Consider the following 15,667-nt stretch of genomic DNA (forward strand, 5'->3'; position numbering starts at 1 on the left):
TTCAGCGTTGATAAATAATAGCTTCAGTCATAAAGTCATAGCCAATAATATTTATAGTGCCAACGTTAATGCATTTGATGTAAATACCATCACGGTGTTTGAGCATCAGCGTCTAACAGCGCATGACTTCTTACGGGTATCTGATTTCCATTGGTTGATGGCGCAAGAGTTTGCGGTATTTAGCATTAAGCGCAGACAAGGACAGTGGCAGTTAAAAGTCGGACATTATATAGGGATTATTTTACTGCCTAGCGGCATGACGCTTGAGATATTACCCAAACTCGTGGCAAAAACTTCTAGCGATCAAGTCGCGCAGCAATCATACCTTTCACAGAATGCCAGTCATCGCCATGCCAGCCATCGCCCCGATATCAGGCAAACTCGCCAATGGGTGCAGGACATGCTATCGGATTTGACCAATAGCAGTCATGCCAAAAACAAGCTACCCAATACAAAAAATCTAGGTCAATTTAGCAGTCAATTGTCGCCGCTATCGATAGCTGTACTGCCATTGTCAGATTGGCTTATCACGCAGTTTTTGCAGCGGCTGGTACATTATCGACCAAGCAAACACTATCAGACGCAGGTCGATAATCAAGCATCGCTACAAGGTCGACTGCTCATCAAAGAACAATTGCTCCACAACAGCATGCAGCCGCATAAGTTTGTCTGTGAGAGCAGTATACTGAGCCAAGACATGCTAGGTAATCGGCTGATTAAGAGCACGTTGGTTTTGATGACACCTTTATTTTTTCAATCAACGCTATCGAAAGCAGATGCGCCTAAATTTTTGCAGGTTTGGCAGCGAGTAGCGGCGTTGAGTTATCAAGAGCTGACACAGTTAGAGTCGATATACAAGCAAGCAAAGCGTCAGTTAGCCGCTCAACCGCTTCGAGCACCGCAATTACAAGCTGCTCAGCAGTTGTTAGATATGGCTTATTGGTTACTAAGGCAGTCCAATGTGGCAACAGGTAATGGTATTGCGCCAAATAAACCATTCAAGCAAAATCTGTCGTCTCCGCGTTTATGCTTGCTGATTGATATGAATCAAGCTTTTGAACAATGGGCAAGTATGCGCATTGCCTCGATGTTTCAGCAAGTGAGTCAACAATATCAGCCGTTATATCAAACGCAAAGTATCTGGCTAACGGATGCAGAAGGGCGCGCATGTCTGTCTATACGACCTGATTTGCTCATATATAAAACTGATGCTAATGATAATTGTCAAAATCAGAGTAGCACTGCGGTTATTGAAGCTAGAGAAAAAGGTCACTATAGCCATGTCATCGATATTAAATGGAAGCATTTATCGCAGACAGCCAGCATTAGTGCCAGCGATGCTTATCAACTGATGAGTTACGCTCAGGCCTATCAAGCAGGGCAGGTGTGGCTGGTTTATCCAGTACAAGATAATGAGCGGTTGCCAGTTGCGCTCAGCCAACAAGTGCATGATTATAAAAAGACTGATGGCGCTAACAACCTTGATAAGAGCCATAATGCTACTGATGAAAAAGTGAGTCCTGCGCCATTGTGGCTCGTACCATTTAATGTTCTTACTGGTACGATAAACGGTGGCTTGCTTCCTGATTGGAATAGAGTATAATGAGCGCTGTCGATGAGTAAGTAGCACTTAGCATCGTGGAGAAAAGGATTTATCATAGTGGTTTTTATGATAAATGAGCGTTTTTTAAGTAATTTAGCAGTTTTTTTAAATTAATTAAAAATAGGTGTTGACACCATCGGCTTTTCCCCTTAATATGTGCACCTCGATAGCAAGGAACGTTAACAAGTTAGTGGCATTGCCAACAACGAGTTAATCAACAAACTATCGTGATAATAGACATTTCGGAGTGTGGCGCAGTTTGGTAGCGCATCTGGTTTGGGACCAGAGGGTCGTAGGTTCGAATCCTATCACTCCGACCATCTATTTTTAAGAGCCTTACAGGCTTTTTTTTATGTATAATGGTTTAGTTTTTGATATATTTAAAACTTGCTTTAGTATATAAAAGTCCTCTAAGAGCGCCTGTAGCTCAGCTGGATAGAGCATCTCCCTTCTAAGGAGGTGGCCGCAGGTTCGAATCCTGCCAGGCGCACCATTTAGCCTGCAAATCTTGCCTCATCAGGCAATAGTTATGGCGGTTGTAGCTCAGTTGGTAGAGCCCCGGGTTGTGATCTCGGTTGTCGTGGGTTCGAGTCCCATCAGTCGCCCCATATTTTATTCTGCATTATCCTCTTCTTGTTCTACCTCATTATAAAAACCTTATTCTAAATAATAATACTTGCCATGTTTGGCTTTTTTTTGTGCCTGTATGATTGGTTTTAACCTATCTTACCCCCTGCGATTAAAATTTGTAGACTCATCAACCCTTTGATTGTCTATTGATTTACTGGCCTTTTGTCTCATTTATTTTTATCATGGGTTCTCTTTTGAGACGCTTGCTATCTCTGTACGTGCCTTAAACCTGCTTTGTTATTCTTTAACCGCCTTTATATAGAATAGCAAAATATAGAATAACAAAGGCAACGCTTTTAGTGATGCATCATGATAAGGTTTTAAAGCCCGTTGATATATTAGGTCATCCATTAAGAAGTGATCCATTGCAGATGATACGAGTGTTAAGAAAATTAAAGGTCAGTTAAAAAATATATTGAATAGATTAAGTAAGCCTAAGACTGTAGTAGGGATGTGAGTGTTTGTCTGAGATGCGCTGCTATGGATCTTATATTATTGAGGAAGTGATTGATGGACGCATTGAGCGTATTGCTACAAAACGTGCATTTGTTTGAAACCAAGTATTATCGTTTGAATGGGACTGGTAATTGGTCTTATTCCATCACTAGACAAGATACGATTTTGTTTTATTTAGTGATGTCTGGGAGCTTTTGTATCGACGTCGGCAATGGTTTGCGACAGGCGCATGCAGGCGATATGATTATGATTCCCAGTGCCCATAAGCATGTGAGCTATGCCTTAGATCATAATGGTGACGATGCGCTACCGCTGGATGAGTTGCTGACTCATTGTAAGGAAAACACCCTTGATATCGATGGCAACGGTGATCCTAACTCGTCTTTGATATTGATTGAATGCAAGTATGACAAAGAAATGATACGTCCTTTGCTGTCTGTGCTGCCTGCGATTTTGCCTGAAATCAACGATGAGTCTGACGGTAGGTTTGAGGTCATTGATGTCGAGATTAAGCTGCTGACCTTAGAAGCCGAGCGTGAGCGCATGGGCAAGACCGCGATCATCAATCATTGGGCAAGTATTATGATGATTGAATGTTTGCGGGTTTATATTGAAAGTTTGCCTGAGGCCACAGAAAATTGGCTAAAAGCCATGAAAGATCCGTTTTTGACCAAGGCGTTAGCAGCGATGCATCAAGCGCCCAATCAAAACTGGACCATTCATAAGCTGGCTGAAGTCGCAGGAATGTCACGCTCAAGCTTTGCGCAGCGCTTTAAAGATACAGTTGGTATGCCGCCGCTGACCTATCTCATTGATTATCGCTTGCGCTTGGCGGCCCGTTATCTACGCTTGCAGCAAAACAGTATTGGCCGTATCAGTGAGTTGGTTGGCTATGCGTCAGACTCGACCTTTAGTCAAGCATTCAAGCGCGTTTATGGGGTATCACCAAAAGCCTATCGCCAACAATATCAACAAGAAAACATCGCATAATGTATCGTTAATACACTATAAAAGCGTTAAGGTTGCCATTAGGCCCTTAACGCTTTTTTGTTTTCTCATAGTGAAGTATGAGACTTTTATGAAGATATTTCGTCTATGGTTGACAGGTGTTGATAGAGAGTATTTTGACGATGGACAGCTGACAATGTGCTTGTGTTCAGGTACTATGGAATAATGAGTCGTCTAGGCGCAAACGCTTGTTTTTAGCGTAAGATATGTCACTGTATGGTGGTCAGATCGTTTGTTCTAAATGATATTTATTTTTGCTGCTGATGGTATGTTATGACTGAACCGACCGCAAAGCCACGTGCAGGAGCCAATAGCCAACAAGGCTCAGCTGTGTCTGCTAAAAAACAAAGCGATATGAATCCAAGCAACGTCAAGCATGGTCGAAAAGACAAGGCGGGTGCGACACCTGACAAAGCGATGTTATTGGCACTGTTTACGCTGCCAGATATTGAAGAGGTAGGTGTTAAAGAGGTCGTTAAAGAGGTCGTTAAAGGCGCAGCTGATGAGTTGTCTAACACTCATAGCAGGGTGCAACAGCCTGCTGCTAGCGAGATGAATATTGCCGAGCAGCGTGTGGCACTGTATCGTACCCAGCATGAGCGTACGCGATTATTATATATGGCATCCGCTGCCACGCGACCTACTTATTTGGTTCAAACGCTCAAATCACAATTCGCAGAACATCAGCAATACTTGCTGGCACAGCAGCTTGATAAACGTGGCTTGATGGATACCGATGGACTAGAGCGTCTTTGGCAGCAGCTGCATGTGGTCGATGACATCATTGCTGATATTGTCCGTCATATGCCAGCTCAGCAACCAGCAGGTTGGCAACTGACTACTCAGGATGGGCGAAATCCGCTATGCTTTGCCACCGTTGGCAAATTAAAGAACAGTAAGCCTATTCGTGATCAAGGCAGTCTAAATAGCTATGTACTTGGGCATTTTGGCGTGAGTAGTTTTACCTATGACCGCGGCTATTATATTGGCCATGTCGTTGGCTACTTATTCAGCTGTTATTTTTGTGCCCATCTATCTATTAGCTATGGTGTTACGGCACTTGGTTCGCAGGTTATAGCTGATTACGATTACGCCAGTCTTGAGACGCCATACATGGTTAGACTGCTACAAGGGCTGGATGGCTACTGTAAAAAACGTATTTATCAATTGGCAGTTATCTGTGCACGATTGAGTGTTTTTGCCAGTGACAAGCGTATCGAGAGAATGCTCATTGCTGAGGTCAACGACTTCGATAAAAAACTGCAGCAGCAGCACTTAGATGTTTTGTTATTGCAAGGTTTGATGCCAGACAGTAGCGATTCTACGCCGCTTTTTTAAGCCATTAAATCTCGATAGACCTCCTTTACAAGTCCTTGTTTATTACTTTTTCTTGTTGACCACTTTAGGATATTCGCTGCTATGCCCGCTTATCATTATAAAGCGTTAGATGACCATGGCAGTGTGCAAAAAGGCTTGCTCGAAGGCGATTCTGCGCGGCAAGTTCGCCAGCAGCTGCGTGATAAACAATGGACGCCCGTTGAAGTCAGTGCCGTCAATGACAGACAAAACCAGAATAAAAACCGCTATAAAAAACCGTCTGCTTACGAGTTGGCATTGCTGACCCGTCAATTATCGGTATTATTGGCAGCGGGTATTCCGTTAGAGGAAACGCTTGCCGCCGTCGCCAAACAATCACCAAAAACCCATATTAAATCTCTCATGCTTGCCGTGCGCTCGCATGTATTAGAGGGTTTGAGCTTGGCGCGAGCATTGCAGCAAGCCGCCAGTTTTCCACCACTATATATCGCGACCATTGCGGCAGGGGAGAAGTCAGGTCACTTGGATTTAATCTTGAACCAGTTGGCAGATTACACCGAAAACCGCTTTGCATTGCAAAAGAAAATCCAAGGCGCAATGGTTTATCCGATTGTGCTGATGGTGATGGCAATTGGCGTGATTATGGGTTTGATGAGTTTTGTGGTGCCCAAAATTGTCAAAGTGTTTGAGCAGTCTGAACAGGCATTGCCGCTCATTACCCAAATTGTTCTTAGCCTATCTAACCTCATTACGCAGTGGTGGTGGCTGATGCTGCTAGTATTGTCAGGAACGGCATTTTTGTTTTATCGTTTTGCGCAGACGCAAGCGGGTAAGTTAGCGATAGACAGCATCGTGCTAAGACTGCCGATATTGGCGCGGTTATCAAAAGGGCTGAATGCAGCACGTTTTGCCAGTACATTGGCGATATTGGTACGCTCAGGGGTGCCGTTGATTGAGGCACTGCATATTGGTGCGGCGGTGACGACCAATTTACACATTCAAAAAACCATCATCACTGCGGCTGATAGGGTGACGGAAGGCTCAAGCTTATCGAGTCAATTAGAAAAGTCCAGTTACTTTCCGCCGATGATGGTGCAAATGATTAAAAGTGGCGAAAACTCAGGCGAGCTTGAAAACATGCTCAGCCGCGCCGCCAATATGCAGGAAGCAGAAGCCACTAACTTTATCAGTACCTTATTGTCGCTACTTGAGCCGTTGATGCTAGTGCTGATGGGCGTGGTAGTGATGATTATCGTAATGGCAGTGATGCTACCGATTGTCAATATGAATGATCTGGCAGGATAGTGAGCACTTAAGCCTTCTGAGCTTGTGTGCCTCCCGCTCACATTTCTATTGTAGCCATCTTACTAAATATTACGCTAGCTTTCTTAAGATTTGCTTACTGTTGTAGATTGTTGACTGAGCCAGGTTTTTACTAGGGTAAAGCCAGCCATCAAGCTATAGTAAGCGTCAGTCAAAAGTTATCCTTATAAATATTACTCACCATGCTGTGGTTCAGTATTGATGCTTATAAAAGTCAGTGTTCATAACAATCTACTTGCGGTGCTAGGGCGTGTCCTTATTTTAAAAATGGTGATAAAAATGAGATAAATTGCCGTCAAACAAGGAAAGTAGCGTAAATAATATCGAGATATTAAGAAGCTATTTGACGATGTTTGGCAAAATTTAGCTATTTTTAGGCCATTTAGAAAGTAAACGATTGAATTGAGGACACGCCCTAGATAAAAATAAAATCATGGTTTATAGTGATAATCGTTTCAGTGCTCATTAATACGCCGATCATTGCCGATTATTAATGTTACTTAAACGCCACTTTTCCTATTTACATCACCCTGATGCCAAAAGCGATGATAAAAGCGATGACTATAATTGACAAAATTCAAGTAACTACTATGCCAATAAGTGCTATAAGTGCCAACAAGCCAGCTCCTACGAGAGCCAACAAGCCACTGTCTATGCGTAATAACCAGTCTGGATTTACTCTGATCGAGATCATGGTCGTGATTGTAATCTTGGCAATTCTTGCAGGCTTAGTTGTCCCGAAAGTGGTGGGACAAAGTGATAAAGCTCGCGTCAAGACCACTGAAACAGCGCTTGCTACAGTATCCAACGCCCTTGATATGTATAAGGTTGATAATTCGCGCTATCCGACTACCGCACAAGGTTTAGAAGCATTAACCACACCGCCAGCAGAGGCCAAAAACTACCCAGATGGTGGTTATATCAAAGGCGGCTATCCAACAGATGGCTGGGAAAACGAGATGCAATATGTCGCCCCAGGCAGTGAAGGTCGTCCTTATGATTTATTCTCGCTGGGTGCAGATGGCCAGCAAGGCGGCGAAGGTCAAGATGCTGATCTTTATGCTCAATTATAAGTATTAACTTGATGAGCAATTAAAATATGGGTAGCTAACGATCCCTTACTCAATAGTATGTTTATTGGTTAAGACCGCTCTAATGCTCTTAAATATCAACCAATAAGGCCTTATTGGTTGATATTTTTTATCAGTCAGTAAATTGAGTAGTACTCCATAGGTGGCATTTCATAGTTAGTGTCATGCCATCCATTTTTCCATTATAAAGCTGTACGTTTGATACCAGTCATATCGCCCCGATCATTTGTCATTAAAAGCAGCCAGCAGAGGTCATTATTCATGTTCACAAACCTACCTAATTCACAAGCGGTCACCACAAACAAACGCGTTTCTAAAGTGCGTCATGCACTTGCATTTGCAATCATGAGTACGTCATTGATGACAGGGTTATCGATGGCCTCTATGAGTGCTCAAGCTGCAGGGTTGGGCGAGTTATTTGCTAATAATAGTGCTTCGCAATCGAAGTTTTTGCCTGTCGATAAAGCATTTCAAGTTATTAGCAGCACTAAGGCCACGTCTAAGGGTACGCGCTTATCTATTAATTTTGATATTACGCCAGGTCATTATGTCTATAAAGATCAGCTTACTCTCAGTTTTCCTAAAGGCGTGAGTGCAACCCCCTTTACTTTTAGTCAGTCGCCGGTCTCCATTGACGACCCAACCTTTGGTAAAGTTCCCGTTTTTACCCAAAAAAACATGGTAGCAACCACGACTCTAACTACTAACAATGGTAAAGGCGCAAAAAATGCACCGATTGTCATTGGCTGGCAAGGCTGTGCAAAAGCTGGGCTGTGCTATCCACCAGAGAAAATCAAAACCACGGTTGATATCGCCGTGACACGCAAATAGACCATAAGCCGATCGACTCAAATATTGGTAATAAATAGCATATTAGGTAATAAATAGGTAGCTCTTCATGTCCATCAAGACAATAGAAAAAAAACCATCGCTAACGGTACATCGCTCGTCCAAAAAATCTTATCTACTAGCATTTGCGGTCTCTAGTAGCTCGTTGTTTACAGGACTGGCTGCGATGCCCATGATGACTCATGCGGCAGGGCTAGGTGATTTATTTAGCAGTGATAAAAATGCGGCACAGACGAAGTTCTTATCAGTGGACAAAGCTTTCCAAGTCAGTGATAGCAGTAAAGCTACCAATAATGGCACGCGCTTAGCCATTAACTTTGACATTACGCCTGAGCATTATGTTTATAAAGACCAAATCAAACTGACGTTGCCAGCTGGCGTGACCGCTGCGCCTTTTACCTTTAGTCAAAAGCCAGTGTCAATCGATGATCCAACATTCGGAAAAGTATTGGTGTTTGACCAAGCGAATATGGTGGCTACGACGACTTTGAGCAGTAGTAATGGTAAAAGCGTCAACGATGCCGCCGTGGTGATTGGCTGGCAAGGTTGTGCCAAAGCAGGGCTATGCTATCCACCTGAAAAAATCAAAACGACAATTGATATCGCTGCTACAACGCCACAAATTGCAGGAGATAGCGCCAGTACTTCTACTCAAGAGGTTGCTAATAAAAATCTGACAGATAATGACAGCACCACCGAGCCAAGTGCGACGGTTGCCGATAGTCTTGCAGCAGAGCAAGCGCTGACTGATGATGGGGTGATTGATTACGCCTTGTTGGATGATGAGGCTTTAGAGGGAGAGCTTGGCGCTACCAATACGATTTCTGGCGCAGATGAACAAGGCGTCGATGGCACTGCGACAAGTGAGGTTTCTGCGACAACCAACAATACTGTTGCTGGAGATAATGCCACTGATAGCGATCCTTTTGGTCTGGCTTCTCATCCTTGGTTGGCATTGGTATTATTGTTTTTAGCAGGGCTGGGTTTGGCATTGACACCATGCGTACTGCCAATGTTGCCGATCGTTGCCAATATCGTTGCCCGTGAGGAAAACCCAACGGTGAAACGCGGTGTTATTCTTACCACCAGTTACGCTATTGGCGTGGCAACGGCTTATGGTATTTTGGGCGCAGTTATCGCCGTGTTTGGTGAATCATTAGGCATTATCGGCTGGCTACAAAACCCCATTATCCTGATTGGTTTTGCGATTGTTTTTGTCCTACTTGCACTATATATGCTGGGTGTGTTTAGTATCCGCTTACCGAGATTTATTAGTAATAAAATGCAAGGCTTGAGTCAAGCAGGGGATAGTAAGCTGGGTAGTACGGGCGGTAGTTTAATCGCGGGTTTCTTATCTGCGCTCGTAGTATCGCCTTGTGTTTCTGCGCCATTGTTTGGAGCGCTGCTTGCCGTATCGACGATTGGTAGTCCATTACTGGGTTTTGCGGCTTTATTTATGCTGGGTTTTGGTTTATCCGCACCGCTTATCTTAATTGGTGCCACCCAAGGTAAAATTATGCCGAAAGCGGGCGCGTGGATGAACTGGGTTAAGCAAGGTTTTGCCTTATTGCTCTTTGCCGTTGCTTTATTATTAATTGAGCGCGTCTTTATCTCACCCGTGATGCTAATGTTATGGGCGTTATGGTTTATGGTTGTAGCGATGTGGGCGTGGAGTTGGTTGGGTAAAGGTCGTATGCTTACCCAAGCATTGGGATTAATCGCTGGTATTTGGGCCACCTGTTTAATCATCGGCGCGGCGTTGGGTAACGATGATAGTTTGCATCCGCTGGCATCTTTAAGTGCTGCTCCGATGATGCAGACGACTGGTCAGCCAGCCATGAGTAATACAACAGATAAAACCGTCACGACGCTGACTGAGTTAGATGCTATTATCGCCGCCAACCCTAAAGTGCTTGTCGATGTCACTGCTGAATGGTGTATCGAGTGCCGTATTATGGATAAAAACTTATTTCATAATCGTCCAGCGCAGATGCAGGATTGGCAGTTGGTGAGACTGGATATAACAGAAACTACTGACGATTCTAAAGCAATCTTAGCGCGCTATAAATTGTTTGGCCCGCCAGCATTGCTGTATTATCAAAACGGTCAGTTGACCAATCAACAAGTAGGTGAGATTGATCGTCCAGAATTTGAGCAAACGTTGACGATGCTTAATAACTGATATCTTAATAACTGATACTTAACAAAACGAATAAGTCTTTTCTAAAGGCTTAACAATACAAAAGAGCCAATGTACTATTCATACAGTACGTTGGCTCTTTTATTTTTATCAATGGTTACCTGACATCCTGATGCTAAGCATTTGGTTTAGCGTTGATTATTGATATTTACATTGGTATAGGGCAGCGATAACGCTAGTATAGTACACACATTTTCATTACAATAAAGCAACAATGCTGAAGGCGCATTACTCGTTGTAATTGCTGACTTCTATGTCTGAATGTCATTGGGTTTATTTTAGCGATGACGCTAATGGTCATACTCATTATCTTATATACTCTGCTGGCGATAATGTCAGTTAGATAAAGGACACTTATGTTTTCCCATATCACCGCACAGCGCCGCCCTATGCCTCTTATTACCGCGCGCAAAAACACTTTATTTCAGACAAGAAAGCATTATTTGAATATTGCTGTTGGTCTAGCGTTAACCTGCTTGACCGTGCAAGTCCAAGCTGCCGATAAAACTCAGAGCGATAATGAGTTACCAGTACCGGAGGCAGCGTTTGAGTTTGAAGATTATCAGGTGTCACAGGATGCCAATACAGCTGCGCAAGATCGCCAAGTAGTCAGTAAAGAATTTATCGCCCAGCAAGCAAAATTGTTTTTTGAATGTACTCAAGTGCAGACCAGTGCCGCACGTTTGGCTTGCTTTGACAAAGTGGCTGAAGAAGGTAAAACACCGAGCTACACCACAACTAAGCAGCCAGTAGATTTGGCAAAAACCTTTCAAAGTACGCTTTCAGGTAATCCGCAAGTTGTTTTTGTAGAAGAAAAATCTACCATAGCTGGTGCTAATAATGCCGCTACTGACTCAGTCGCACGCGCGCCTGCTATTAATGAAGGTTTAGACACCGTTGGGCTAACGCAAAGAGAAGCACAAGTTCTAGAAAATGTTGGGGTCACTCAAAAAGATATCGAAAAATATACACCGCTTAGTTTATCCTATGATCTCGATAAAAACAGTGAGCGTGGGACTTGGACTGTCAGACCATACCGACCGACCTATGTATTGCCAGTATTTTATACCTTTGACCCTAATCTAGATCCAAGCACGCCGTCACAGGAAACTGAGTCTTTTACTTCTAATGACATACGCAATACTGAACTAAAATTTCAGTTGTCTTTGAAGACCAAAGTTGCCGAAGACTTATTCGATACCAGTGCTGATTTGTGGTTTGGTTATACCCAAGAGTCACATTGGCAAGTTTATAACGAAGACAACTCGCGACCATTCCGTGCTACCGACTATCAGCCTGAAATATTTTTGACTCAGCCAGTGACCGCAGACTTACCTTTTGGTGGTCGTCTTCGTATGCTTGGTGCTGGTGCCATTCATCATTCTAATGGACAAGACGATCCGTTATCACGCTCATGGAACCGTGCTTATCTCATGGCAGGGGCAGAGTGGGGTAAGCTATCAATCGTACCGCGCCTGTGGGCTCGAGTGAACAGTGAAAGCAGCAGCAGTGAAGACAATCCAGATATCGAAGACTACATGGGTTACGGTGATATCAAATTCTTATATGACTTACCTGATCAGCAGAGCCTGAGCGGTACATTGCGCTACAATCCAAGCACCAATAAAGGGGCGGTGCAAGTCGATTATATTTATCCATTATCAGAGAATGTTAATGGCTTTGTGCAGGTTTTCCAAGGCTATGGCGAATCCATCATCGATTACAATCACGAAAATACCTCTATTGGTTTTGGTATCGTACTGAATGATTGGAAAGGTTTCTAATATCAGCGCACATTTTGATAATCGTCCATGCGATTTTTAGCGCCTTATCAAACTGGACTATGGCTGGCAGAGTATCTCGATATACGCTGCCAGTTGTGCCGTGTTTATCGCAGCACGCCACAATCTCAGCTATCTCAAAATTACCTCTTATCAAATATTAGTAGCTTGCCAACCTCTGATTCTATACCGCACTCCCTAAAACCTCTGCCAAATGATCCTTCGTTTTTTGCTAATTTGCGCCAGCAATTTAACCACCGTTTTAACAGCGGACTACTTTGCTCGCATTGTCATGACAGTATCGCGTGGTTGCCGAAACCCTTCAATGTTGATATTGCTTCTGATACGGTTTTATCTATCCAAACGGCGACTTATTATGAGTATCCGCTGCGTCAAGCGATCAGAGCTTTTAAGCACCATGAAGACATGACCAAATTGCCGTTATTGTTACATGCTATACGTCAGCTACCACGTCCTCATGGTTGTCATCATGATAATAGCGTGATTGTCGCTATGCCAACAACCGAGCAACGACTGCTCAAGCGTGGCTTCGATCCTGTCAGTATTTTATCCGCGCAATTGTCTAAGCATTGGCAGATACCTTTATGGCATGGTTTAAAGCGTATTGACGACACTGTCAGTCAGCAAGGGCTTACACGTGCTGAGCGCCTGAGTAATCTAGACAATGCTTTTGTTTTAATCGAAAAACCTCCTGTGAAACGCTTATTATTGTTTGATGATGTTGCGACCACGGGTGCCAGTTTACAAGCATTAGGACGTACACTGCTTACCTCGGCTGAGACAGTCACCATGTCAGATATTCAAGCCAATCATAAATACCATCTTTCTGCCTATGCTGTGGCGCATGGAAATCAGTCTTAAAATCTGTTCCCCTCTATTGATAATCACTAATATGTTGCTAATATGTTGCCTTAACGCTATATTATTAAAATAATATATGTTTATTTGTTATTAACTCCCAAAATATTGTGCTTATTACTCAAGAGCATTGCTTATAAAATGATATTTTCTAAATAGCTTGCATAACTGCTATTGTTATTTCTATGCAAAACTTTTGTTAAATATTACGGAACAAAAATTGCATTATTTTGATTAAATAACAATAAAAAGACTGGAAAAAATTATATGAAAATATGAATTCATTGTTAATGTTTTTGGTCCAGCATTGGTATTAGACAAACAATATTTATTATAAAATTGCCGTTATAAATAGGGATTTGATGTGAACGCATCTGCTAACGATCTACCATCGAAGCTAAAAGCGAGCAGCTCAGGGTTTACTCTGATTGAGCTGATGGTAACCATTGCAGTATTGGCTATTATTGCAGGTATTGCTACGCCGAGCATCAGCAATCAATTGGCTAATCAAAGAGTGAAGTCAACGACTGCGACGCTGGTTAATGCACTAAAAGAAGCTAAGGCTGAGAGTTTGATTCGTCGGCAAGAGATTGAATTTTCGTATGATAATAATGGTACTGATGAAGCAGGGACTATAACGTTTGAGAGCGATAATACCGTCATTGCCACATACCAATACAGTGCCAAGAGTAAGATTACTTCTAGCGATGATGAGATAAAATTTAAGCCGAGTAAGACTGTAGATGCAATGGTATTTACTATCTGTGATAGCAATACTGATGTAACTCCGCGCCAAGTTACTATTACTAGTGTGGCTAATATCACTATCAAAACCAACGCAGGAGCAACGTGCTAATGAATAAGCTAAGTTATCAGCGAGGCGTTGGACTGATTGAAGTATTGGTCGCAGTGTTACTATTATCTATAGCTGTATTGGGCTTTAGTGCTTTGCAAGTACGTGCCATCAGTGCCACAGATGAAAGCGTAGTACGCACCAAGTCCTTAACCATAATACGTAACTTGGCTGAGGTAATGCGGGCTTATCCAGAAGCCTATGTAAAAAATGGCACTGCACCACCCTTTGAGAGTATTCTTTCGACAGAATTTTCTGACTTGACGGCCGCTGAGCGTGCGGCAGTGGTGTCAACCATACAGGCTGTGGTAAGTAGCTCTGCTACTGATAGCGTGGTTATTTCTTACGTAAAGACCAATAGTGATGATACTAAAACTACAATTAGTAAAACCGTCAGTGTTGATGCGACTGGTGAAAACTGCCTATCAACCACTACCAAGACCGTAGGCGGTAAGATCGTCCCCAAGCAGACTTGTACGATTAATGAGCTTGCGGCTCGTGATGCGCTGATGATAAAAAAACAAGCGGCCGATCAAGGAATAACGATTAATATTGAAACTTGCCCTGGTAGTGCTGCCAATGCTATCCAGCAACAGATGTGCGTGATTACTGCATGGAACGGTACCAAAGCGATATTAGATGATACCGATGCCGCCGCTTGTGCTGGCGCTAATGGTACCTACAAAGCAGGCAGCCAGTGCCTAATTTCGGAGGCCTACTAATGAATACTCGGCATATAAACAGTAAACGTACTCATTCGTCAGGGTTTACGCTGGTTGAGCTGATGATATCTTTGGTATTAGGGCTACTTATATCGGCCGCTGTCTTACAGGTTTATATTATCAATGTCCGTACCAGTACCGTACAGCAGAGTGCCTCAGAGGTTCAGGATAGTGCTATATTTTCGCTACAAGCTATTGAAGAACATATCCGTCTGGCAAACTTAGGCAACCCTATTAGCAACATCAAGGACACTACCAATCATGGCGGTATCGTGCTGACCACGGCGAACTTAGGTACGAGTAATGCCACCGAAGCCAAGTACTTGACAGCAAGTGCTGATAGTACGGGCTGGACGGGGTCGTCCAATATTACAGGTGTCGAAAGTGACCAGTTAACCATCCAATATAGAAACGTCACCTCATCGTCTTTATTTGATTGTGAAGGCGTAGAGATTAACTCAGGTAGCTCTGATTGGGTAATTGAGCGCTATTTTGTTCGCAAAGCTACAGGCGGTGCTAATACGGACCTTGCATTGGCATGTGACGCAGGTCGTGTCAATGAGACGGGAGTTACAGTGACCGATTTTGGAGACGCTGGCGAAGTTATCATACCAGCAGTAGATCAATTCAAAGTGCTATTAGGAACGCTTGCGGATGTTTCAACCTTGAGCTATTTACCCGCTAGTACTTACTTAGAACTCACAGACAAGCCTTCGATCACAACGGTTAAGTTTGGCGTGATTGTTCGTAGTGATACGCCATTGATAGAAGACCCTGAAAGTAGCTTACCTGCCGCAGATAAAGGCAAGTTTACAATATTGGGTGTCGAACAAAAACTAAAAACTGATAGTAAAGTACGTTATCGTCGTAGTTATGAATCTACCATCGTGCTGCGTAGCGCTCGCGTCATGTCCGTTACTGGATTGAAATCTAATGTCAAGTCTTAACAGGAGAG

Annotated in this window: 12 protein-coding genes and 3 tRNA genes; all 15 read left to right on the top strand. The window is 43.2% G+C overall.

Annotation, left to right across the window (positions count from 1 at the left end; all coding sequences use genetic code 11):
- Positions 1 to 7: 7 nt before the first annotated feature.
- Entirely contained in the window at positions 8 to 1,603 is a 1,596-nt protein-coding gene (locus JMY05_RS12635; protein ID WP_227678186.1) for an McrC family protein, read from the top strand.
- A 243-nt stretch (positions 1,604 to 1,846) separates the two neighbouring features.
- Positions 1,847 to 1,923 (top strand) — tRNA-Pro (locus JMY05_RS12640).
- Positions 1,924 to 2,019: 96 nt separating this feature from the next.
- Positions 2,020 to 2,096: transfer RNA gene (locus JMY05_RS12645), tRNA-Arg, on the top strand.
- A gap of 39 nt (positions 2,097 to 2,135) precedes the next feature.
- Positions 2,136 to 2,211 (top strand) — tRNA-His (locus tag JMY05_RS12650).
- Positions 2,212 to 2,743: 532 nt separating this feature from the next.
- The gene (locus tag JMY05_RS12655; protein ID WP_045452534.1) at positions 2,744 to 3,679 is read left to right on the top strand and encodes an AraC family transcriptional regulator; all 936 of its coding nucleotides are present in this window, start codon (positions 2,744 to 2,746) and stop codon (positions 3,677 to 3,679) included.
- A gap of 291 nt (positions 3,680 to 3,970) precedes the next feature.
- Positions 3,971 to 5,035, top strand: a complete 1,065-nt coding sequence (locus JMY05_RS12660; protein ID WP_201615249.1) for a hypothetical protein — start codon at positions 3,971 to 3,973, stop codon at positions 5,033 to 5,035.
- Between the two features lie 81 nt (positions 5,036 to 5,116).
- On the top strand, positions 5,117 to 6,319 hold the full coding sequence (gene gspF / locus JMY05_RS12665; protein ID WP_045443423.1) for a type II secretion system inner membrane protein GspF: 1,203 nt from the start codon (positions 5,117 to 5,119) through the stop codon (positions 6,317 to 6,319).
- A gap of 671 nt (positions 6,320 to 6,990) precedes the next feature.
- Positions 6,991 to 7,410: a type II secretion system major pseudopilin GspG gene (gene gspG / locus JMY05_RS12670; RefSeq protein WP_045443801.1), complete on the top strand. Its 420-nt coding sequence runs from the start codon at positions 6,991 to 6,993 to the stop codon at positions 7,408 to 7,410.
- 279 nt (positions 7,411 to 7,689) lie between these two features.
- Positions 7,690 to 8,259 (top strand): protein-disulfide reductase DsbD domain-containing protein, encoded by a 570-nt coding sequence (locus tag JMY05_RS12675; protein WP_201615250.1) that lies wholly within the window; start codon positions 7,690 to 7,692, stop codon positions 8,257 to 8,259.
- A 67-nt stretch (positions 8,260 to 8,326) separates the two neighbouring features.
- The gene (dsbD, locus tag JMY05_RS12680; RefSeq protein ID WP_201615251.1) at positions 8,327 to 10,459 is read left to right on the top strand and encodes a protein-disulfide reductase DsbD; all 2,133 of its coding nucleotides are present in this window, start codon (positions 8,327 to 8,329) and stop codon (positions 10,457 to 10,459) included.
- Between the two features lie 374 nt (positions 10,460 to 10,833).
- A complete protein-coding gene (locus JMY05_RS12685) occupies positions 10,834 to 12,261 on the top strand; it encodes a phospholipase A (RefSeq protein WP_201615252.1) in 1,428 nt (475 codons plus the stop codon).
- A 27-nt stretch (positions 12,262 to 12,288) separates the two neighbouring features.
- On the top strand, positions 12,289 to 13,140 hold the full coding sequence (locus JMY05_RS13895) for a ComF family protein (RefSeq protein ID WP_045443426.1): 852 nt from the start codon (positions 12,289 to 12,291) through the stop codon (positions 13,138 to 13,140).
- A 361-nt stretch (positions 13,141 to 13,501) separates the two neighbouring features.
- Complete coding sequence (locus JMY05_RS12695; RefSeq protein WP_201615253.1) at positions 13,502 to 13,993, top strand: Tfp pilus assembly protein FimT/FimU; 492 nt, start codon at positions 13,502 to 13,504, stop codon at positions 13,991 to 13,993.
- A complete protein-coding gene (pilV, locus tag JMY05_RS12700) occupies positions 13,993 to 14,712 on the top strand; it encodes a type IV pilus modification protein PilV (protein WP_201615254.1) in 720 nt (239 codons plus the stop codon). The genes JMY05_RS12695 and pilV overlap by 1 nt, the downstream gene beginning before the upstream one ends.
- Positions 14,712 to 15,659 (top strand): PilW family protein, encoded by a 948-nt coding sequence (locus tag JMY05_RS12705; protein WP_201615255.1) that lies wholly within the window; start codon positions 14,712 to 14,714, stop codon positions 15,657 to 15,659. The genes pilV and JMY05_RS12705 overlap by 1 nt, the downstream gene beginning before the upstream one ends.
- Positions 15,660 to 15,667: the final 8 nt, after the last annotated feature.

The sequence above is a fragment of the Psychrobacter sp. JCM 18902 genome, assembly GCF_904846615.1.
Taxonomy (GTDB): domain Bacteria; phylum Pseudomonadota; class Gammaproteobacteria; order Pseudomonadales; family Moraxellaceae; genus Psychrobacter.

Bases quoted from the DNA above. Each gene is read 5' to 3' on its own strand.
- JMY05_RS12655 (WP_045452534.1), top strand. From the start codon at position 2,744: ATGGACGCATTGAGCGTATTGCTACAAAACGTGCATTTGTTTGAAACC.
- JMY05_RS12660 (WP_201615249.1), top strand. From the start codon at position 3,971: ATGACTGAACCGACCGCAAAGCCACGTGCAGGAGCCAATAGCCAACAA.
- gspF (WP_045443423.1), top strand. From the start codon at position 5,117: ATGCCCGCTTATCATTATAAAGCGTTAGATGACCATGGCAGTGTGCAA.
- gspG (WP_045443801.1), top strand. From the start codon at position 6,991: ATGCGTAATAACCAGTCTGGATTTACTCTGATCGAGATCATGGTCGTG.
- JMY05_RS12675 (WP_201615250.1), top strand. From the start codon at position 7,690: ATGTTCACAAACCTACCTAATTCACAAGCGGTCACCACAAACAAACGC.
- dsbD (WP_201615251.1), top strand. From the start codon at position 8,327: ATGTCCATCAAGACAATAGAAAAAAAACCATCGCTAACGGTACATCGC.
- JMY05_RS12685 (WP_201615252.1), top strand. From the start codon at position 10,834: ATGTTTTCCCATATCACCGCACAGCGCCGCCCTATGCCTCTTATTACC.
- JMY05_RS13895 (WP_045443426.1), top strand. From the start codon at position 12,289: ATGCGATTTTTAGCGCCTTATCAAACTGGACTATGGCTGGCAGAGTAT.
- pilV (WP_201615254.1), top strand. From the start codon at position 13,993: ATGAATAAGCTAAGTTATCAGCGAGGCGTTGGACTGATTGAAGTATTG.
- JMY05_RS12705 (WP_201615255.1), top strand. From the start codon at position 14,712: ATGAATACTCGGCATATAAACAGTAAACGTACTCATTCGTCAGGGTTT.